This is a genomic window from Sphingobacterium suaedae (assembly GCF_042684625.1).
GTDB classification, from domain to species: domain Bacteria; phylum Bacteroidota; class Bacteroidia; order Sphingobacteriales; family Sphingobacteriaceae; genus Sphingobacterium; species Sphingobacterium suaedae.
In genome coordinates, this window is record NZ_JBHULR010000002.1 from 60148 (window position 1) to 81015 (window position 20868).

At 40.1% G+C, this 20868-nt stretch carries 16 protein-coding genes; 6 read left to right on the forward strand and 10 right to left on the reverse strand.

Annotation, left to right across the window (positions count from 1 at the left end):
• Window positions 1-91: 91 nt before the first annotated feature.
• Together ACFSR5_RS02630 and ACFSR5_RS02635 are read left to right on the forward strand one after the other, a co-directional pair.
• On the forward strand, window positions 92-472 hold the full coding sequence (locus tag ACFSR5_RS02630; protein ID WP_380900421.1) for a hypothetical protein: 381 nt from the start codon (window positions 92-94) through the stop codon (window positions 470-472).
• A 278-nt stretch (window positions 473-750) separates the two neighbouring features.
• On the forward strand, window positions 751-1176 hold the full coding sequence (locus ACFSR5_RS02635; protein ID WP_380900423.1) for a hypothetical protein: 426 nt from the start codon (window positions 751-753) through the stop codon (window positions 1174-1176).
• A gap of 177 nt (window positions 1177-1353) precedes the next feature.
• On the opposite strand, the gene dnaA is transcribed toward ACFSR5_RS02635, so the two are convergent.
• Both dnaA and dxs read right to left on the reverse strand, forming a co-directional pair.
• Window positions 1354-2781, reverse strand: coding sequence for a chromosomal replication initiator protein DnaA (gene dnaA, locus ACFSR5_RS02640; protein ID WP_380900425.1), 1428 nt, complete (start codon window positions 2779-2781; stop codon window positions 1354-1356).
• 373 nt (window positions 2782-3154) lie between these two features.
• Window positions 3155-5083: a 1-deoxy-D-xylulose-5-phosphate synthase gene (gene dxs, locus ACFSR5_RS02645; RefSeq protein WP_380900427.1), complete on the reverse strand. Its 1929-nt coding sequence runs from the start codon at window positions 5081-5083 to the stop codon at window positions 3155-3157.
• Between the two features lie 150 nt (window positions 5084-5233).
• Between dxs and ACFSR5_RS02650 the strand changes: the two genes are divergently transcribed.
• The gene (locus ACFSR5_RS02650) at window positions 5234-5986 is read left to right on the forward strand and encodes a segregation and condensation protein A (protein ID WP_380900429.1); all 753 of its coding nucleotides are present in this window, start codon (window positions 5234-5236) and stop codon (window positions 5984-5986) included.
• Between the two features lie 16 nt (window positions 5987-6002).
• Here ACFSR5_RS02650 and ACFSR5_RS02655 read toward each other — a convergent pair whose 3' ends face one another.
• The 3 genes from ACFSR5_RS02655 to ACFSR5_RS02665 are packed head-to-tail and all read right to left on the reverse strand — an operon-like array spanning window position 6003 to window position 8701.
• On the reverse strand, window positions 6003-6719 hold the full coding sequence (locus ACFSR5_RS02655) for an enoyl-CoA hydratase/isomerase family protein (protein WP_380900431.1): 717 nt from the start codon (window positions 6717-6719) through the stop codon (window positions 6003-6005).
• Window positions 6709-7560, reverse strand: a complete 852-nt coding sequence (locus ACFSR5_RS02660) for a hydroxymethylglutaryl-CoA lyase (protein ID WP_380900433.1) — start codon at window positions 7558-7560, stop codon at window positions 6709-6711. Before ACFSR5_RS02660 ends, ACFSR5_RS02655 begins: the two co-directional genes overlap by 11 nt.
• Window positions 7550-8701, reverse strand: a complete 1152-nt coding sequence (locus tag ACFSR5_RS02665) for an acyl-CoA dehydrogenase family protein (RefSeq protein WP_380900435.1) — start codon at window positions 8699-8701, stop codon at window positions 7550-7552. The genes ACFSR5_RS02660 and ACFSR5_RS02665 overlap by 11 nt, the downstream gene beginning before the upstream one ends.
• 123 nt (window positions 8702-8824) lie before the next feature.
• Here ACFSR5_RS02665 and ACFSR5_RS02670 point away from each other — a divergent pair, with 123 nt between their 5' ends.
• The gene (locus ACFSR5_RS02670) at window positions 8825-10432 is read left to right on the forward strand and encodes an acyl-CoA carboxylase subunit beta (protein ID WP_380900437.1); all 1608 of its coding nucleotides are present in this window, start codon (window positions 8825-8827) and stop codon (window positions 10430-10432) included.
• Window positions 10433-10454: 22 nt separating this feature from the next.
• Here the strand turns inward: ACFSR5_RS02670 and ACFSR5_RS02675 are convergent, their stop codons facing one another.
• From ACFSR5_RS02675 to nadA, 3 genes are all read right to left on the reverse strand, one after another.
• On the reverse strand, window positions 10455-12380 hold the full coding sequence (locus ACFSR5_RS02675) for an acetoacetate--CoA ligase (RefSeq protein WP_380900439.1): 1926 nt from the start codon (window positions 12378-12380) through the stop codon (window positions 10455-10457).
• Window positions 12381-12492: 112 nt separating this feature from the next.
• Window positions 12493-13539, reverse strand: coding sequence for a thiamine-phosphate kinase (gene thiL, locus ACFSR5_RS02680; protein ID WP_380900441.1), 1047 nt, complete (start codon window positions 13537-13539; stop codon window positions 12493-12495).
• A 63-nt stretch (window positions 13540-13602) separates the two neighbouring features.
• Entirely contained in the window at window positions 13603-14601 is a 999-nt protein-coding gene (gene nadA / locus ACFSR5_RS02685) for a quinolinate synthase NadA (protein ID WP_380900443.1), read from the reverse strand.
• 493 nt (window positions 14602-15094) lie between these two features.
• Between nadA and nadB the strand changes: the two genes are divergently transcribed.
• Window positions 15095-16687, forward strand: a complete 1593-nt coding sequence (gene nadB, locus ACFSR5_RS02690; protein ID WP_380900445.1) for an L-aspartate oxidase — start codon at window positions 15095-15097, stop codon at window positions 16685-16687.
• A 1-nt stretch (window position 16688) separates the two neighbouring features.
• A complete protein-coding gene (locus ACFSR5_RS02695) occupies window positions 16689-17198 on the forward strand; it encodes a gamma carbonic anhydrase family protein (protein ID WP_380900447.1) in 510 nt (169 codons plus the stop codon).
• Window positions 17199-17242: 44 nt separating this feature from the next.
• Here ACFSR5_RS02695 and ACFSR5_RS02700 read toward each other — a convergent pair whose 3' ends face one another.
• Both ACFSR5_RS02700 and mnmG read right to left on the reverse strand, forming a co-directional pair.
• Window positions 17243-18925, reverse strand: a complete 1683-nt coding sequence (locus ACFSR5_RS02700; protein ID WP_380900449.1) for an Ig-like domain-containing protein — start codon at window positions 18923-18925, stop codon at window positions 17243-17245.
• A 67-nt stretch (window positions 18926-18992) separates the two neighbouring features.
• Window positions 18993-20852: a tRNA uridine-5-carboxymethylaminomethyl(34) synthesis enzyme MnmG gene (mnmG, locus tag ACFSR5_RS02705; RefSeq protein WP_380900451.1), complete on the reverse strand. Its 1860-nt coding sequence runs from the start codon at window positions 20850-20852 to the stop codon at window positions 18993-18995.
• Between the last annotated feature and the right edge of the window lie 16 nt (window positions 20853-20868).

The following is a 20868-nucleotide window of genomic DNA, read 5'->3' on the forward strand; positions in this document are numbered from 1 at the left end:
TAATGTACGTTAAACTATCCTAAATAAAGGATTGATTATAAACGATTTTGTCTATTTTGATTTAAATTTATACGGATAAACACCGTGTAAAATGAAAAATCTACAAGCATGTATAATCTGCCTGATACTAGGAATTAGCATCAGCTTCGCGCAAGAACGGCAAGGTCGCGGAAACTTTCGAAATCAGAACCCGGAACAACGTGCGAAACAAATCACCGAACGATTAACCGAAGCCTTAAAATTGGAAAAGTCTCAACAAGATTCGATTTACAAATACGCTTTTAATCAAGCCACGGATGACAAAATCGTTGAGACAGAAAATGGTGACAGAGAAGCGCTAAGACAGTCGTTGAAACAGAACCGAGATAAATATAATAATAAGATAAAATCGTTTTTGACGTCGGAACAACAGCAAAAATACGAAGAGCTTCAGAAGCAACGCACAGAAAGAAGACCAAGGAAAAACCAATAAGTGAGTTTTTGGTTGATTAGAAGAGGTGTCCAAGTAATGGGCACCTTTTTTTTACCGTTTCTTTTATGAATAATTGCCAAAAAATCGAATGGATCTCTTTCCGAGATTGAACACAGCGTAGAATATCTCTTCAGTTGTCCGATCCCCGATAATGTGCAAGTTTGTGTTAAGTAGTGTTAAATTGTAACATACCTGATACATACACATACTAAATCCCCCATTTTCTCTGTTATTAATCAAAAGAAGTTATTAGTATGGTTTAACATAAAATAGAAGTCATGAAAAAATTATTTTTAACAGGTATCAGTTTGCTTTTTGCAGTAACATTAACATTCGCACAAAGCAACCCCGAAGAAGCAACTAAACAGGAAGTAACGGAATTAACCGAAAAGCTAACATTGACTGAAGATCAACAAAAAACGATTTTTGACATTGTATTGGAGGGAACAAAAGCCAAAGAAGCAGTTAAAGCCGATGCTACCCTGTCTCCAGAAGTCTTGGCAGAATCATTAAATAAATTACAGGCAACGACAGACGCTCAGGTCGCCGAGAAACTATCGGATGAACAAAAGCCACTCTTTGAAAAAATAATATCAGAACGCCCAAAAGAAACGACTCCGACACCGATTCAAACACCGGCTCAGCCAGTGCAGCCTCAACAACCAGGACAGCCAATGCAGCCGCAGCAGCCTATGAACCAATAAAAAAGTAGCGTTAATAATAAATCTCTAACATCAGATCCTTTTTAGGAACATTTAGCAAATGTGAAAGGGAGCCGCGAGGGCTCCCTTTCTTATGTAGTAAGGTTTTCGTATAATGCTTCTCAAAAAAAGCGAAATCATAAGATTTCGCTTTTACATTCAAAAATTTAAACAAGATAGTTAGGAAGTTTTCAACTTTTTCTGAATATCCTGAACATATGTCTTAAATTTCTTATCCGTCTCAATCAAATCCTCCACCGTCTGGCAAGCATAGATTACCGTAGAGTGGTCACGCCCTCCGAAAAAGCTACCGATAGACTTCAATGACGATTTGGTATGATTCTTCGCCAGATACATGGAAATTTGCCGTGCTTGTACGATCTCCCGCTTACGAACTTTAGATTTCACCATTTCTACCGGCACCTCAAAATACTCACACACCAATTTTTGGATGTATTCCATGGAAATCTCCTTGTGTGTATTTTTCACGAAATTCTTCAACATCGATTTCGCGAGGTTGAGATCGATGTCCTTTTTGTTCAGCGTCGACTGCGCTAACAAAGATACCATTGCACCTTCCAGCTCGCGAACACTATTGTCAATTTGCGTGGCAACATATTCTACCACATTCTCCGGAAGTTCAATTCCATCGGAATACATTTTTTTCTTCAAGATAGCCATCCGTGTTTCCAAATCTGGAATTTGGATATCTGCAGACAATCCCCACTTAAATCTACTCAATAAGCGCTCTTCCAAACCTGATAGATCTTTCGGTGCCTTATCCGAAGTAAGAATAATTTGCTTGCCAGATTGATGTAAATGGTTAAAGATATGAAAGAAAATATCTTGCGTTTTTTCTTTGCCCGCAAAATTGTGTACATCATCCATAATAATTACATCCATCGCCTGATAGAAATTGACAAAATCATTGATGGTATTATTTTTCAATGAATCGACAAATTGCTGGCAAAATTTCTCACATGAAACATAAATAACAAGCTTATCTGGCAAATTCTTCTTAATCTCATTGCCGATAGCTTGTGCCAAGTGGGTTTTTCCCAATCCAACATCTCCATACACCATCAACGGATTAAAAGAGGTTCCTCCAGGCTTATTTGCCACAGCAAATCCTGCTGAACGAGCCAAACGATTACATTCCCCTTCAATAAAATTATCGAACGTATAATGATGGTTTAATTGAGGATCAACCTGTAACTTTTTCAAACCCGGAATAACAAACGGATTTTTGATATTCTTGTTCAATGCTACAGGCACAGGAATAGATTGTTTTTTACCTTCCGCACCATTTCCATTTGAAGGAATGTTAGTCGTGTACGGGGTATTAGCAGAAGATTTATCTACGATGATGTTATATTCTAATCGTCCTTGTTCTCCTAAAAATTTCTTTATCGTTTTACGGAGAATTCCGACGTAGTGCTCTTCCAACCACTCGTAGAAAAATACAGAAGGTACTTGAATAGTCAAAACGTTTCCATTTAGACCTACCGCTTTCACAGGCTCAAACCAGGTCTTGAAACTTTGCGCAGGAATATTGTCTTTTATGATTTGCAGACAGCTATTCCAGACACTTGTACACGTTTTTTCCATTCTTAAATTGTTAATAACTTGAAAACCAATATTTGACAAAAAAATTGTTTAAAACTTTCTCTTAAGACGAAGATGACAAAAAAAATTGAGCTAAAAAACTAAAATGTTAAAAAAACATTAACAAATTGTAAATCAATATTTTAAGCTTATTTTTAAGGTAGTTTTTTGCTAAATTATAGCAACAATTTTTATTTTTCAACAACCGATTTTTTAGATCGTTCCTGAACTTTTTTTATTCAAAAATGTACTAAAATCAATCGCTGATGTGGAAAACTATTTAGCTAATCTTCGATTTAAATATACGACTTTTACAAGCTCAAAAAAAGGGAAGATTTGTTAAATCTTCCCTTTCCTTTTTTTACGTATTGAATAGTTAGGAGACCATCGAATCTGTACGTATACTCCGAGCCAGTTTTTTGGAAGTGGCTATTATCCCTACGGAATCGTAACCGCATAATTTCCAAAGCTCTGCTTGTTCTCCATGCTCGACAACTTCGTCCGGAATACCCAGTCGGACAATTTCCGCCTGATAGCCATGATCAGCCATAAATTCGAGTACAGCAGATCCAACACCACCCAGCAGAGTACCATCTTCCACGGTTATCACTTTACGATAGGTACTGAACACCTCATGTAAAAGTTCCTCATCTAACGGTTTTGCAAAACGTAAATCATAATGTGCTGGATAAATTGCCTCTTGATTTAACAGTTGCACTGCTTTCACCACTTCATTACCAATGGCGCCAAAACTCAATATAGCTAGCTCTTCCCCATCATTCACCTTTCGGCCTTTGCCGATGCTTATCTCTGCGAACGGTCGTTTCCAGTCAACCATAACTCCATTTCCTCGAGGATAACGTATAACGAATGGACCTTTTTCAGGTAACTGCGCCGTATACATTAGGTTCCGTAATTCTTCTTCATTCATAGGTGCTGACACCGTAAGATTAGGTATGCACCGCATAAAGGCAATATCATATGCTCCGTGATGGGTCGGGCCGTCAGCACCAACTAACCCAGCTCTGTCCAAACAAAAAACCACCGGTAAATTTTGTAAGGCTACGTCATGGATAACTTGATCATAGCCTCGCTGCATAAAGGACGAATATATATTACAGAAAGGTATTAATCCTTGCGTCGCCAGCCCTGCACTAAACGTTACTGCATGTTGTTCTGCTATACCCACATCGAAAGCTCGATCGGGCATAGCCTTCATCATAATATTCATAGATGAACCAGAAGGCATAGCCGGTGTAATTCCCATGATCTTACCGTTCGATTCGGCAAGTTCTACCAAAGTGTGTCCAAAAACATCTTGAAATTTAGGCGGCTGTGGTTTGTCACTCACGCTTTTCTTAATCTCGCCAGTTATCTTATCAAATAGTCCGGGAGCATGCCATTTTGTTTGATCTTTCTCTGCAAGCGCGTACCCTTTCCCTTTAACAGTCACTGCATGCAAAAGCTTAGGGCCGGGTATATGCTTTAAATCTTCTAGAGTCTTCGCCAATTTTACCACATCGTGCCCATCAACCGGTCCAAAATATCGGAAATTCAGCGATTCGAATAAATTAGCATTTTTTAATAAGGTACCTTTGATGCTCTGTTCAAGCTTCTTCGCCCATCCATAGGCATCAGGCCCTTTTTTGGAAATCTTAGCCAGCACAGCCACCAACTCGTCTCTAAATTTATTATAACTTTTCGACGTTGTAATGCTCGTTAGGTATTCCTTCATCGCTCCTACATTCGGATCGATAGACATACAGTTGTCATTTAAAATAACGAGCAGGTTCGATTTTTCGATCCCAGCATGGTTTAACGCCTCAAAAGCCATTCCCCCGGTCAATGCGCCATCGCCAATAATAGCAACATGCTGCTTGTCCGTTTCCCCTTTGTAAGCGGAAGCTACCGCCATTCCCAATGCCGCTGAAATGGACGTAGATGAATGACCTACACCGAATGTATCATATGCGCTTTCGCTACGCTTAGGAAAACCTGAAATACCGCCCAACACCCGATTCGTATGGAAAACCTCCCGACGGCCTGTCAAAATCTTATGCCCATAAGCCTGATGACCAACATCAAAAATGATCTGGTCGTACGGTGTGTTTAGTACATAATGAAGGGCAACTGTTAATTCTACGACACCTAAGCTCGCCGCAAAATGTCCACCATTGACGGACACAATATCGATGATAAATTGCCGCAACTCGTCGCACAACATTTCCAATTCATTGACCTTAAGCTTTCGAAGATCAGACGGATAATTGATTCGTTGGAGCAATGGACCTGCCTCTACTTGCATATCTTTCTCTTGTCTATAAATAAGTTACAAATTAACAACTTATTCATTAAAGTACAGAACAATAAATCCAAATAAAAGTTTATCATCCTCGCAACTTTTCATAAATTATAAAAAATTATTACCAAGCAAATCCTTATTTTTGAATCAAATATGCAGACGGAAGCTTACGAAATAAAACTGGAACAATTTGAGGGACCGTTCGATCTCTTGTTATTTTTTATAGAGCGTGACGAACTCAATATCCACGACATTCCAATCTCAAGAATTACGGATGATTTTCTAGATTATATTCAACAAATGCAGTCGCTGAATATTGAGCTCGCCAGTGAGTTTATTTTTGTAGCGTCGACACTGATGCGTATTAAAGCTAAAATGTTGTTACCTCGCCCAGATCTGGATGATGCGGAAAATGAAATAGATCTAAAAAGAGAACTTACCCAAAAACTGATTTTATACAAGCAATTTAAAAATATTTGTGAGCAATTACGCGGTTTAGAAGACGATCGTAGTAAACTGCATCAGCGAGGTAATATTACCATTGACAATAAAATTGCGCGCAAAAAGGACAACCCCGAAGAACAACTGGATTCGTTTGACTTGTATCGCTTGTTAGTCGTGTATGAAAAACTCATGTTTAATTTTCGCCACCGTATACAAGAAGTTACGCATACCGTCGTTAAATACCCGTATACCATCGAACAGCAAAAACGGGCCATCACAGATCTCATTGAAATAAATAATAAACTCGATTTTCAACAGATGCGGGCACACTCCGAAAATAAAGTTCAATTTGTCTATAATTTCCTCGCCATGCTTGAAATGCTGCAACAGAAAATTTTGGAAATCCAAGTTGGCCTAGGCTATAATAACTTTTGGATCGAAAAGAGGGCAGATTTAAATTAATACGATCTGTTCAACTCTACCCCTGTTGCTTCCGATTACGTAAAGCTTCCAATCTTTCTTTTAAAAATTTAAAACGTTCGCCCTGTGGTATTTCACGAATATCGTGTAAAGCGCTCAACCCCTCTACCAGGACATCGGTCTGGATATTTTCAAATGAACGTATCAACTGGGTTAGGGAAGCAGGCGTATAATACCTATCTACAATCCGCAGGTGCATAGCTTTATCGACACCGAAATATTCGGTGTCTAAACACAACTGTAATACATGCTTCTCTGGCATTACTTTTAATAAACTTTCCATCACCTGAAAAGGAAAAATTCCCAGTCCTAGCTCGGGTAAACGAAAACGAACCTTCTCCTCTGCTAACACATATGTACAACCTAGTATGAGCAAAAAGCCTCCTGCTATCACATCTCCCTCAACAACTGCTACGGAAGGCTTACGTAAACTTGACATCACTTCCCCCAACGAAATATCATGGAGAGGTATTGCGGAATGACGCACGTCTAATGATGGATCATAAAATGTTTTCAGATCCATTCCAGAACAGAAAACAGGCCCGTCTGCTCGAATAACCAAAAGTTTTATAGTTTCATCCCGATTGACCTCGTTTACCACATGCGCTATTTCGCTGATCATCATTGGTGTAAAGGCATTTCGTTTTTCGGCACGTGCTAATGTCAGCGTACACACAAACTCCTCTTGTTCAATGCGTATAAAATTATAGTTCATGATGTATCAATTGTTGAAATGCTTCCATGAGTTCAACCGGTCTGGTTGACACCTGTCTACCGAATCGGTCTATTAATAATTCGGATGGTATATTCCCCACTAAATCATCCTGCGCAAACGGACACCCTCCATATCCCATCATAGCACCTTCAAAAATACGGCATCCGGCGCGGTAGGCGGCTTCTACTTTTAATAGCGCATTTTCTACACGGCTATGTAAATGTATGCTCCATTCCATACCTGAAAAATTATTTTGTATACCCGAAAAAAGCTCTTCAATCCGTGCAGGCGTCGCCTCCGCCGTTGTATCAGCTAATGAAAACTTCCGAATGCCTACATTCGCTAATTTTTCCACCCAATAAAACACGATGTCTTCGTCCCAATGATCTCCATAGGGATTGCCAAAAGCCATGGAGAGATAAACCATCAATTCCGGTCCATTTGACAAAGATTCTTGGCAACGTATTACCGTTTCAAACGCTTCGTTCGTAGATCTATTGGTGTTACGCCGCTGAAACGTGTCGGAAATAGAAAATGGATAACCCAAATAGTCGATCAATTCGTACTTTTTTCCTAACGCCGCTCCTTTTTCGTTAGCGATGATCGCGATCAATTTCGTCAATCCTTTCTTTTCAATCTGTTGAATAACCTCCGCTGTATCGGCCATCTGGGGCACAGCTTTTGGCGAAACAAAGCTACCAAAGTCTATAAAATCAAAACAGCCACTTGCTAACAACTGACGAATATATCCAACCTTTTTCTCGGTAGGAAGGAATGATTGCATCCCCTGAATAGCATCCCGGGGACAATCCACTAACTGTACCTGATTCTCATTCCCCATCTTTTTTTATTTCTCTAGAGATGACCATCCGCTGAATGGCACTAGTCCCTTCACCTATTGTACAAAGCTTAGCATCGCGGAAATATTTTTCGGCAGGATAGTCCTTTGTAAATCCATACCCTCCATGGATTTGCACACTTTCATTAGATACCTCCACCGCAACTTCTGATGCATATAGCTTAGCCATCGCACTCTCCTTCGTCATTTTCTTACCTTCATCTTTTAATTGACCTGCCTGTCTAATTAATAACTCCGCGGCCTCTATCTTGGTGGCCATATCGGCCAACGTGAATCCTACCGATTGAAAATCAAAAATCTTTTGGTTAAATTGCTCACGTTCATTCGCATACCGTAAAGCACATGTGTATGCCCCCCTTGCTATTCCCAACGACAATGCCGCAATAGAAATACGACCACCGTCCAGCAATTTCAGCGCCTGTACAAAACCGTCTCCTTCTGCACCTATCATTTGTTGCCGATGGATACGGCAGTTGTCAAAAAATAAACTAGCTGTTTCCGACGCACGCATGCCCAATTTGTCAATTTTTTTTCCTGCAGAAAATCCCTCAGTTCCTTTTTCTACAATAAAAGCCGTGACGCCTTTTTTATCACCTTTCTCCCCGGTCCTGGCCATCACAACAGCAATGTCTCCGCTAATGGCATGTGTTATAAACGTTTTGGACCCATTCAGAATATAATAGTCGCCGTCCTTGGTTGCCGTAGTGGACAATCCTCCCGCATCGGATCCGGATCCTGTTTCGGTAAGTCCCCATGACCCCAACCATTCTGCTGTAGCCAATTTAGGCAAATACTTTTGTTTCTGATCTTCATTTGCGAAAGACAGTATATGATTAGTACATAATGAATTATGTGCGGCTACGGATAAGCCAATTGATCCACAAACCTGCGAAATTTCGTCCAGTATGGTAATATATGCTTGATAGTCTAACGCAGATCCTTGATATTTCTCAGGTACGAGAACTCCCATAAAACCATATTTTCCCAACTTTTTGAAGAGGTCTAACGGAAAGAATTGTTTTTCATCCCAATCCATCACGTGCGGTTTTATAAAATCTCTAGCAAACTGTCGAGCACTTTCTTTAACCAAAGCTAATTGTTCATTTTCGTATGTACGTAACATAATATTTTGTATGTTTATATTGGATTTACGAAAAATATAAAAAACAATTGATATTTTAAAATTTTCACAAATTCAAAGATAATAACCGTTTATAAATTAAAATGTTTTAAAAAATAACTGCTTATGCAAGAATTATTGGAACTTTTGAAACGAAAAACTGAAAAACTCCAATTGGGCGGAGGCCTTGATAAAATACAGAAACACAAAGAAAAAGGAAAGTTGACGGCGTGGGAACGCATTTTTTATTTGTTGGATCCAGAAAAGCCCTATACGGAAATAGGTAAATTCGCCGGAGAAGGCTTATACGAGGAGCATGGCGGTTGTCCAAATGCAGGGGTGGTCATTGTGCTCGGGTATGTACAAAACAGGATGTGTATTGTCGTCGCCAATGATGCAACCGTTAAAGCTGGCGCATGGTTTCCTATTTCGGCGAAGAAGAATCTACGAGCTCAGGAGATTGCGATGGAAAACTACTTACCGATAATTTACTTGGTAGATTCGGCTGGTGTTTATCTCCCTTTACAAGACGAAATTTTTCCAGATAAGGAACATTTTGGACGAATTTTCCGTAACAATGCAAAACTATCGGCTATGGGTATTCCGCAAATAGCTGCGATTATGGGACCCTGCGTAGCAGGAGGTGCATATCTACCTATCATGTCCGATTATGCATTGATTGTAGAAGGAACAGGATCGGTTTTTCTCGCCGGCTCGTATTTAGTACGCTCCTCCATAGGCGAAGTGATCGACAACGAGACACTCGGTGGAGCCGCGACGCATTGTGAAATATCAGGAGTAACGGATAACAAATATCCGAACGACGAAGGTTGCTTGGATGCCATAAAAAATATTGTAGACAAATTTGGAGGAAAAAAAGCAGACAATTTTTCAAGAAAACCTGCAATAGCACCAGAATATGATCCCGATTTTTTAGTGTCTTATTTACCTATGGACCGCCTAAAGCCTTACGATATGCGGGAATTGTTAAAAGCTATCGTTGATCAGGGATCCATGGAAGAGTATAAACGGGACTATGGAAAGACGATACTGTGTACCCTAGCCCGCATAGACGGTTGGGCAGTAGGGATCGTGGCCAATCAACGGGAGGTAGTGAAAGCAAAAAAGCCCGGAAACACAACAGAAATGCAAATGGGAGGGGTTATTTATTCAGACGCAGCCGATAAAGCGGCCCGATTTATTATGAATTGTAATCAGCAAAAGATACCGCTCGTATTTTTACAGGATGTGACTGGCTTTATGGTAGGCTCTCGGTCAGAACAAGGAGGAATTATTAAAGACGGCGCTAAAATGGTGAATGCGATGGCGAACTCCGTTGTGCCCAAATTTACATTTATTGTTGGAAACAGTTATGGGGCGGGAAATTATGCAATGTGTGGGAAAGCATACGATCCAAGACTGATTTATGCATGGCCAACGGCAAATATGGCTGTTATGAGCGGAGCATCGGCCGGAAAAACATTATTGCAAATCCAGGAAGCTGCATTGAAAAGCAAAAATATTGAATTGAACGATGAAGAAAAAAAAGAATGGCTGCGAAAAATAGAACAACAATACAATGAACAACTTAGTCCCTATTACGCGGCAGGCAGAATGTGGGTGGATGGTATAATAGATCCACGTGAAACACGGAAAATTATATCAATGGGTATAGAAGCAGCTAATCAGCAACAACTTACCGATACTTATCGGGTGGGGGTTATCCAAGTATAGTTCGCCTTAGGTCTTTACGTATTCATGTGTTGTTTTCTAGGATATGGGTATATAAATTAACGAAGTCTACTAAGCTTTCCGGATTACGCATAATATCTGTTGACACAGCTTGTTCTACAGATATACCCGAAAAAATTTTCTTAATTGGGATTTCCAGTTTCTTACCGCTCAGCGTATAAGGTATGTCCGATACCTCAAAATAGCGATCTGGAATGTGCCGGGCGCTATATTGTTCCCGAAGCGCGACTTGAATGCTACGCACCGTTTCTTCGAAGCATACGTGGTCTTGAAGTTTTAGAAAGAGTATCATCTTAGACGCACCATTGGTCTCATCGGTAGTAATAACTAGACTATCCAAAACGTTAGCTACAGTTTGCACCGCGTTATAAATTTCGGCCGTGCCGATGCGCACTCCCCCCCTATTCAATGTGGCATCTGAACGTCCAAACATACGGATACCACCATCCTGCTGGATCACTATCCAATCACCATGATTCCACACACCAGAAAAACCTTCAAAGTAACTTTCTTTGTACTTCATATTTCCGGGGTCCTTCCAAAAATATAAGGGCATAGAAGGCATCGGTTGTTTAATAACTAGTTCTCCGACGCCACCATAAATTTCTTCTCCACGGTCATTATAAGCCACAATATCCGATCCAAGTGTTCTACATTGTATTTCCCCTTCGTAAACAGGGAGCAGCGGACAACCTGACAAAAAAGCACTACATACGTCCGTTCCGCCGCTTAACGAAATAATATGCGTCCCGGGAAATTTTGCCTGCAAGTTTCGGAAAGTTTCATCGGGCAATGGAGATCCCGTAGATCCTATTACTTTCAGCGATACGTTTTCAATTTGTAAATCATGCGTACTGGCGAAGTATGCCGCACCTGCCCCCAGATGATTTACTCGAGATCGACGAACAAAGTTCCAAAATTGCTTATGTTCCTTAAAAGTAATAGCTCCATTGTATAAGCATAAAACAGCACCACATAACAAGCTAGAAAGTGCATAGTTCCACATCATCCAGCCAGTAGTTGTATACCATAAAAATCGGTCGTCAGCGGCCACATTTTGGTGAAAGGATAGCGCTTTGAAATGTTCCAACAAATTGCCGCCCGTACGGTGTGTAATAGCTTTTGGTTTGCCAGTCGTGCCAGAAGAGTACAAGATCCAAATAGGAAAATCAAACGCGACACGCACAAAGGATAACTCCTGAGGTTGAAAAACCTGTTGTATCTCCTCCCATTGTTGACCGTACACCTCGATTATATGACGGATCGAGGAGACTTTTTTTCGAATATATTCGATGGTATTACGCTTATCAAATGTCTTTCCGTTATATTGATAAGAAGTTTCTATAAAGAGCATTTTTGGTTCAATCAGATCGAACCGTTCCGCAATACTCGTGTCACCGAAATCGGGTGAACAACAGGACCAGATAGCGCCAATACTATTGGCAGCTAAAAATATAGCGATAGTATCTATAGTATTGTTCAATACACCGACCACACGATCTCCTTGTTCAATACCTTTTGATCGCATAAATTGCTGCAGACGAGAGACACGTTGCTCCAACTCGCCCCATGTGACCGCGCGGTACTCTTCTTGTTCGTCTGCATAAATTAACGCCAACGTATCCCGATTCCTGTCTGCAAAAATATGTTCGGCATAGCTCAAAGAAATGCCACCAAACCATTTTGATCCGATAAAATCTGCATCAGCCGATTGTTGAAGGAGAACCTGACTATACGTTCCACTGTAACGTATAGGAAAGAATTTTACGATGCTTTCCCAAAATAATTCGATATGACGTATAGACCATTGATGCAACGCTGTATAGGAATCAAAACTTAGGTTATTTTTAGCAAATAAGTACTGCTGATAACGCGCTAAAGATGACCCTTCCTTATACGTAATTGAGGGCGTCCAGAGTAGTTTTCTCATGTAGTTTATAATCAGATTACGCTAAAGGTAAAAAAAGTCTGTATAAATGCGGACTTAATTTCCAAATTGATAAAGACATAAACCCACGTTAAATAGGAGGCATTTTCAAATTTTACTCAGAAGTACGGAACGCGTTCCACCCCTGGGCCGTTATACGATGCAAATGCCCAGATTTCGATATCATATCACATCCGGAAGCTTTATCCGTGATGTATCCGATAACGGAGATATCCAATTGATTTTTTACTTTATCGTATTGATCTTGTGGAATGGTAAACAACAATTCATAATCCTCTCCGCCACTTAACGCACATACAGTAGGATCTAGACCAAATGTCCGGGCTGTTTCGTACGTCATCGGGTCGATCGGTATTTTCTCTTCATAGAGTCTACACCCTACCTGAGATGCTTGACAAATATGCAAAATTTCTGAGGCCAATCCGTCTGATACATCTATCATAGCGTTCGGCCGTATCCCGTAGGTTTCGAACAATTCAATAATATCTTTACGGGATTCAGGTTTCAACTGGCGTTCAACAATATAATCTTTACCTTCCAGATCCGGTTGTATGTTTGGATTTTCTAAAAAAATCTGCTTTTCTCTTTCGAGCAACTGTAAACCAACATAAGCACCGCCTAAATCACCCGATACGCACAACAGATCACCTTCTTTAGCGCCAGAGCGATAGACAATCTGATCGTGATCAGCAACTCCCAAACTGGTTACTGAAATGACTAACCCTTGTGTAGATGCAGAGGTATCTCCCCCAACTAAATCGACATTATATTTTTTACAAGCTATCAAGGCTCCTTCATATATTTCCTCCACGGCTTCTAGTGGGAATTTAGAAGAAAGCCCTATAGAAAAAGTAATCTGGCTAGCGATACCGTTCATCGCATAAATATCACTCAGATTCACTTGTACTGCTTTATAACCGAGATGTTTCAGCGGTACATATCTTAGGTCGAAATGAATCCCTTCGAGCAATAAGTCAGTCGATATCAACGTTTTTTTTGCGGAGAAATCCAGTACCGCGGCGTCGTCGCCTATTCCTTGTATCGTACTCGGCTGAACGAGTACAATGGCTTCGGTTAAATATTTTATTAAGCCGAACTCACCCAATTCGCTTATATCTGTTCTATCTTTATTGTCAAACATACACTGGTTTCTAATTAATTGTCTAAAGACTTATCAAAATTGTAAGCATGCCTTCTAGGCTGTCTACAGTCCGAAACGTTCTGATATTTCTAACATGCGCTCGATAGGTTTTCTAGCCCGCTCTATGACATCCAACGGTAAATCTACTTCAGGTAGTTCGTAATATAAGCATTTATACAGCTTTTCCAAGGTGTTTAATTTCATATGCGGACAATCATTGCATGCACAGACATTGTTGGGTGGAGCTGGAATAAACAGTTTTGTTGGACTAGCTTTTTGCATTTGATGTAAAATCCCGGATTCGGTCGCTACAATAAATTGTTGAGCACGATCTTCAATGGTATATTTCAGCATACCAGAAGTAGATCCGACATAATCAGCTTGTGCAAGAATGTGATCTTCGCATTCCGGGTGTGCAATAAATCGTGCGTCCGGAAATTGCCGCCTTAAATCGGTGATCTTGTCTTGCGAAAATATTTCATGTACCATACACGCACCATTCCACAGTACCAAATCTCTTCCTGTTTTCTTTTTCACGTAATCGCCAAGATTCTTGTCTGGTCCAAAAATAATTTTTTGTTCTTTAGGCAAGCTCTCAACAATCTGAACAGCGTTGCTTGATGTGCATACAATATCCGAAAGGGCTTTTAGCTCAGCTGTACAGTTGACATACGTGATCACCAAATGATCGGGATATTGTTCCTTAAATTTAGCAAATAGATGTGGCGGACAGCTGTCGGATAAAGAACACCCGGCTTTCAGATCGGGTAATAAAACTTTTTTAGACGGAGAAAGAATCTTTGCAGTTTCTGCCATGAAATGTACACCTGCAAAAACAATAACATCAGCATCAGTCTTCGCTGCTTGTTGAGATAGCCCCAAACTGTCTCCAATATAATCCGCAATATCTTGTATTTCAGCATCTTGGTAATAATGAGCCAGAATGACAGCATTTTTTTCTTCCTTAAGTCGCTGAATTTCAGCTACTAAGTCTATAGTAGGATCAATCGGCTCATCGATATATCCCTTGGCCTCAAGATCTTTTTCAAAGGTTGTATTCATTTCTCTTCTTTCTCAAATTATGTTTCACGTGTAAGACTACATAACTCTACAAAAGTAAACAAAGAAAATGAAACGAAATCCACATTCCCTTTTTCCAATAAATGATAATCTTTTTTTAAAAAAGAATTCTTGTTGTTTATTAGTGTGTGGAAAATGGGGAAAAGCTGTTCTTTTTGCATTTGGAATTTTAATTGTAAGGGAGTTATTCACAAGTTATCCACAGCCAGGAATCGCTTAGTGCTTGATTTTCAATTTTCTGATATTTTCTGATTTTCTCTTTCCATATTTTTATGTTGAATTTTTACTGTTTACATTTTGTTAATATTGACTTCATTTTGTCTTAATTTTTCACGTGAAATTGTTGAGATAAACGGGCAGGTGTGGAAATATTAAAAGTTTTCAATTTTAGTTCACCCTTTTTGTACATGTTTTCCACATATTTTGTTAATTTGTTCACGCTATTAACGGTGTGAGGTGCCGCTAAGTTCATATTATGACACACAGGAAGGTTGATTTTTTAGTTATTGGTTCCGGAATAGCCGGTTTGAGCTTTGCTCTTAAAGCAGCTGAAGTTGGTAAAGTACTGATACTCACTAAGTCTAATGAGGATGAATCCAATACCAAGTACGCTCAGGGTGGGGTAGCTGCTGTTGTGGATAAGTCGGATAGCTTCGAGAAGCATATTGCTGATACTGAGGTAGCTGGAGATGGATTATGCCATTCACAAATTGTGGAAAACGTGGTGAAAGAAGCCCCTGAGCGTATTCGGGAGCTGATTGATTATGGTACCAACTTTGATAAGGTTGACGAAGACCATTATGATCTAGCACGAGAAGGAGGACACTCCAAACATCGCATACTACATTATAAGGACATTACCGGATACGAAATTGAGCGTGCGCTATTGGAGCAGGTTCATGCGCATCCTAATATAGAAATGCTTACCCATTACTTTGCCATTGACTTAATTACCCAACACCACCAAGGTCTACACGTAGATAAGTCAACAACTGATATTCGATGTTTTGGGATATATGCGTTGGATACACGAACCAATAAGATTGAAACGTTTCTAAGTCGTGTGACCTTGATGGCGTCAGGTGGAGCGGGGCATGTTTACGCTAGTACGACGAATCCAACTATTGCCACAGGGGACGGTATCGCTATGGTATATCGAGCGAAAGGTAAAATACGTAATATGGAATTTATTCAGTTCCACCCAACGGCGTTGTATAATCCTACAGATTCTCCTGCTTTTTTAATTTCTGAAGCCGTCAGGGGATTTGGCGGCATTTTGAGACGTGTGAATGGAGAATCTTTTATGGAAGAATATGATGCACGGGGTTCGCTCGCTTCACGGGATATTGTTGCTCGTGCTATCGACAACGAAATGAAGAAATCGGGTTTGGAATTTGTTTATTTAGATATTACGCACCGAAAAAAGGGGGATATATTGGCGCATTTTCCAAATATATATGAAAAGTGCCTCTCCATAGGTTTGGATATGACGAAAGATTATATTCCGGTTACACCTGCTGCCCATTATTTATGCGGGGGAATTATGGTGGATGAAGTGGGAAGAACGTCTATTCAGAATTTGTATGCATGTGGGGAATGTTCGTCTACGGGCCTTCATGGGGCGAACAGACTGGCGTCAAACTCCCTGCTCGAGGCGGTCGTATACGCACATCGTATTGTTGAAGATGCATTATCGCATTATGCAGACAATAGTTATGCCGATGATATACCAGAATGGGACGAATCAAAGGTCCAGTTATTAAATGAAGAGATATTAGTAACGCATAACTTGAAAGAAGTGCAAAAATTGATGAGTGATTATGTCGGGATAGTGCGTTCTGATTTTAGATTAGATCGTGCTATGCGCAGGCTAGGTTTTCTTTATGAGGAAACAGAGGAGTTCTACAGGAATACAAAGCTTTCTGTTAAGCTTTGTGAGTTGCGGAACGTGATTCAAGTTTCTTATCTGATCGTGAAATCTGCGATGCAGCGCAAGGAAAGCCGAGGTTTGCATTACACGACGGATTATCCTAGAAAATCCAATATGTTACAAGATACCATCGTTTAGTATGCCAGTTATTTTGCCGGTTAAAGGAAAGTCACCGATTATCCCAAACAGTGTTTTTATTGCGGATAACGCTACTTTAGTTGGTGACGTGGTGTTAGGCAATAAGTGCTCGGTATGGTTCAATGCCGTAATTCGCGGTGATGTAAATTATATTAAGATTGGCGAGTATACCAATATACAGGACGGCGTAGTGATACATTGTACCTATCTAAAAAATGGTACCGATATAGGAAGCTACGTTAATATCGGCCATAAGGCGATTGTACATGGCTGTGTGGTTCACGACTATGTATTGATCGGAATGGGGGCTATCGTGATGGATAGGGCGGTCATAGAATCCAACGTGATTGTTGCTGCTGGGGCTGTTGTATTGGAGGGCATGCGTTTAGAGTCAGGGCATTTATATGCCGGTATTCCAGCCAAGAAAATAAAACCTTTGACAGAAGAGCAGTTACATATGCTGCAAGGCCTTCCACATAATTATGTACTATATAGTTCGTGGTTCTTGTAATATGTCCAACTAATTAAATGTACTATTATGTTGTATTGTACCATCTATGGTGCTGGTAAAGTAATCGTTTCGTTTTGATCCCAGTTAGGACGAATGGTGAATGTTTTATCTAGGTACCAAACGTTTTCAGCTTGTTTACCGGAGTAAACGTCCGCAGGATCCCATTTTCCATTTTTATTGTCATCGTAGATAATACGAAGACCGTACTTTCCGCCGGGGAAATCCCTATAGTTTATTGTGCCGTTCGAGCCGGATATGATACGTTTATCAAACACTTTTTCTTTTTGATCATCGATTATTTCTACAATGTATTGACTAGTTGAGTCTAGTCCGTTAAGTGTAAAATTTATATTGCCATAATTATCGGTTTCGTCCATTGTAAATTGCGTTTTAAACTCTTTATTCGAATCTCCAAAAGGGCTGTGCATTGCGTTTTCTTGTATAACAAGTTCGTAATTTCGTTTTGGACGCCAATTGAATCGAATATGGTAAAGTTGGTTGTCTACACTATCCTGTTGCAGTTGAAAGTTCCTTCTGGAAACAGAATCCTCGTATATGAGAATTTTTGATTTATCAACGGAAGCTATCGGTGTAGCGCTATTTAATTTGATATGGCGAACACGGTCTACCCGATTGGTTATATTTAATAAGGGCTTGACCTCTCTATCGTACTTTGCATTTTTACTCGCCCGGATAAAAATGGTATCCCTTACCTGTTCCCCATCGAGTAGTTGTAAACGGATCGAATCAAGAGGTTCGCTTGGTAAAAATACTTTTACGCTATCGTTGTTTGCACTGAAGCGTTCTACTTTGCTATCATTAAGTTCCGCTGGATAAAGTATGTTTACTTTTGGATCGCGCAAAGGTTTGTTAAAAGTGAGCAGGACATTGCCGGTTTGTTCTATTTTCTTTTCTAACGTGCGAAAGTCTTTAGGATATGCTTTTGTTATTTCCAAAGCTATATCTGAAACGTCTTGTTGCAACACAATGCTATCGTTCTGAAATCCTATCCATTCATCGTTTCCATTGAATATGCGATCGTTATTTTGTTCCTTAAGCGCGTAGATCCGATACACATCTTCACGTAAATTGCTGAATTTAAAGTTTCCGGAAGTATCGACATTGACAAATATATTAGCTTTCTTCTTTCCAAATATAGAGTCCTGACGGGTTGGGATCAATAATACTTTGATATTTTCATCTTTTTTCTGATCAAATGACTTCGTAAAACCATTTTTCACTGAGCCGCTAATGGAAAGAGAGTCAAGTTCATCTCCAGTGGCGAACACATACGTGTAATTAACTATAGGATTGCTTTCATTATAATCGACCAAACCCTTACCGAAATTTATGGTGTACGTCGTGTTTTCTTCCAAGCTGTCCGGTAACGTAATGACCAGATTTTTCTTTCGTACTTTGTAGTCGACAATCTCTTCCACGTCAGGACTAATACTAAATTCCTTGAATTGATTATTTAATTTAATGTATTCGTCGAATGTCAACGTAATTTGTTTTTCTGTGAAATTTCTGCTGAAATTGGCGGGAGCTTCATTAAGTAGTTTGGGAGGAAGAGAGTCTTTTGGCCCACCAGTAGGACGCTGTATGTTTGCGCAGCGCGATAACGTCAATATAAGTAGTAAAATATAGCTAATAAGAAGTATACGCTGAAATATACTCGTTTTGAAGCGCTCTGGCGCATTTTCACTTGTTTTGGATACTTGAGTCATATTAAAACAGATCGTCGTTCAAACGGCTTTATTTTACTTTTGTTATAAGTTATTGATTATCAAATATTTAACTCATATGTACCATCAATACGCTAATATCTGATGGTGATACTCCCGAGATACGAGAAGCTTGTCCTAAGGTACGAGGTTTCACTTTGAGTAATTTTTCCCGAGCTTCTATAGACAACGACGATAAGGACTTGTAGTCAAAATCTGGATTGATCTCTTTGTCTTCCATTTTCTTCATCTTGTTTACTATTTCCATTTCTTTTTCGAAGTAGCTATCGTATTTCACTTTTATTTCCGCTTGTTCAATAGTATCGGCATCAAACGTATTTAAGAAGGTTGAAAATTCGACACTGGCTTTTGCTAAATCTAATATGTTGACCTGAGGTCTGCTGAGTACCGAAAATAGTCGGGTTTTTTGCGCCAGTTCCGACGACCCAAGTTCGAGTAGAACAGGATTCATTTGATCGGTGGATACGCTGTGTTCCCGCATATATGAAACTAATAGGTCTGCATTCCTTATCTTTTTGTTTACGAGGTCTAGACGCTCTTCACTTACTAATCCTAGTTTGTATGCTAACGGAGTAAGTCTAACATCGGCATTGTCTTGTCTCAACAATAGTCTGTGTTCAGCTCTTGAAGTAAACATCCGATATGGTTCTTCTGTTCCCTTGGTTACCAAGTCATCTATTAGAACGCCTATGTAAGATTCCGAGCGTTTTAAGAGTAGCTCGTGTTGGTCAGTAATTCGTTGATGCGCGTTTACACCGGCTACGAACCCTTGGGCTGCAGCTTCTTCATAACCAGTTGTGCCGTTAATTTGACCGGCAAAGAAAAGATGTTTTATCCGTTGGGTTTCTAAGGTCAGATCCAATTGCATGGGCGGAAAGAAATCATACTCAATAGCATATCCGGGACGATACATTTTTGCATTTTCGAATCCGGGGATTAATTGAAGAGCTTTTAACTGAACATCTTCAGGAAGTGAAGTGGAGAAGCCATTCACATATATTTCTACAGTCTTAAATCCCTCAGGTTCTACGAATATTTGGTGACGGTCCCGTTCGGCAAACCGATTGATCTTATCTTCAATAGAAGGACAATAACGAGGGCCGAGACCTTTGATTCTCCCAGTGAACATTGGAGATCTATCAAATCCAGTTTTTAATACGTCATGTACCTTATCATTTGTGTAGGTGATCCAACAGCAACGTTGCTCTGATGGGACTCCAACATTCGTGTAGGAGAATCTACCCGGGTTTTCATCGCCCCATTGTTCTTCCATGACCGAATAATTCAACGACCGACCGTCAATACGGGGAGGAGTACCTGTTTTCATTCTTCCTGATTCGAAACCCAAACTGACCAATTGTTCCGTTAGGCCGGTTGCTGCCTTTTCAGCTGTTCGCCCCCCTCCTATTTTTTTCTCTCCAATATGGATTATTCCGTTTAGAAAGGTTCCATTGGTTAACACGACAGCATCGGATTCAATTCGGATTCCTAACGATGTGATTACACCTTTCGCTTTCCCTCCTTCTACAATAATTTCTTTGACAGTATCTTGCCACATATCTAAATTGGGAAGGGATTCGAGTGTTAAACGCCACTCTTCGGCAAACCTCATCCTATCATTCTGAGATCGCGGACTCCACATGGCAGGACCTTTTGATTTGTTTAACATCCGAAACTGTATGGTCGATTTATCAGCTATAATGCCGGTATATCCGCCCATTGCGTCAATCTCTCTAACAATTTGTCCCTTAGCTACTCCGCCAATTGCGGGGTTACAACTCATTTGAGCTATGACCCCCATATTCATGGTAATAAGAAGAACCGATGAACCAAGATTTGCTGCTGCTGCCGCAGCCTCACATCCTGCATGTCCGGCTCCTACTACAATTATATTATATTTCTTAAACATATTTTTATTTGTTTCA

Bases quoted from the DNA above. Each gene is read 5' to 3' on its own strand.
- ACFSR5_RS02630 (WP_380900421.1), top strand. From the start codon at position 92: ATGAAAAATCTACAAGCATGTATAATCTGCCTGATACTAGGAATTAGC.
- ACFSR5_RS02635 (WP_380900423.1), top strand. From the start codon at position 751: ATGAAAAAATTATTTTTAACAGGTATCAGTTTGCTTTTTGCAGTAACA.
- dnaA (WP_380900425.1), bottom strand. From the start codon at position 2,781: ATGGAAAAAACGTGTACAAGTGTCTGGAATAGCTGTCTGCAAATCATA.
- dxs (WP_380900427.1), bottom strand. From the start codon at position 5,083: ATGCAAGTAGAGGCAGGTCCATTGCTCCAACGAATCAATTATCCGTCT.
- ACFSR5_RS02650 (WP_380900429.1), top strand. From the start codon at position 5,234: ATGCAGACGGAAGCTTACGAAATAAAACTGGAACAATTTGAGGGACCG.
- ACFSR5_RS02655 (WP_380900431.1), bottom strand. From the start codon at position 6,719: ATGAACTATAATTTTATACGCATTGAACAAGAGGAGTTTGTGTGTACG.
- ACFSR5_RS02660 (WP_380900433.1), bottom strand. From the start codon at position 7,560: ATGGGGAATGAGAATCAGGTACAGTTAGTGGATTGTCCCCGGGATGCT.
- ACFSR5_RS02665 (WP_380900435.1), bottom strand. From the start codon at position 8,701: ATGTTACGTACATACGAAAATGAACAATTAGCTTTGGTTAAAGAAAGT.
- ACFSR5_RS02670 (WP_380900437.1), top strand. From the start codon at position 8,825: ATGCAAGAATTATTGGAACTTTTGAAACGAAAAACTGAAAAACTCCAA.
- ACFSR5_RS02675 (WP_380900439.1), bottom strand. From the start codon at position 12,380: ATGAGAAAACTACTCTGGACGCCCTCAATTACGTATAAGGAAGGGTCA.
- thiL (WP_380900441.1), bottom strand. From the start codon at position 13,539: ATGTTTGACAATAAAGATAGAACAGATATAAGCGAATTGGGTGAGTTC.
- nadA (WP_380900443.1), bottom strand. From the start codon at position 14,601: ATGAATACAACCTTTGAAAAAGATCTTGAGGCCAAGGGATATATCGAT.
- nadB (WP_380900445.1), top strand. From the start codon at position 15,095: ATGACACACAGGAAGGTTGATTTTTTAGTTATTGGTTCCGGAATAGCC.
- ACFSR5_RS02695 (WP_380900447.1), top strand. From the start codon at position 16,689: ATGCCAGTTATTTTGCCGGTTAAAGGAAAGTCACCGATTATCCCAAAC.
- ACFSR5_RS02700 (WP_380900449.1), bottom strand. From the start codon at position 18,925: ATGACTCAAGTATCCAAAACAAGTGAAAATGCGCCAGAGCGCTTCAAA.
- mnmG (WP_380900451.1), bottom strand. From the start codon at position 20,852: ATGTTTAAGAAATATAATATAATTGTAGTAGGAGCCGGACATGCAGGA.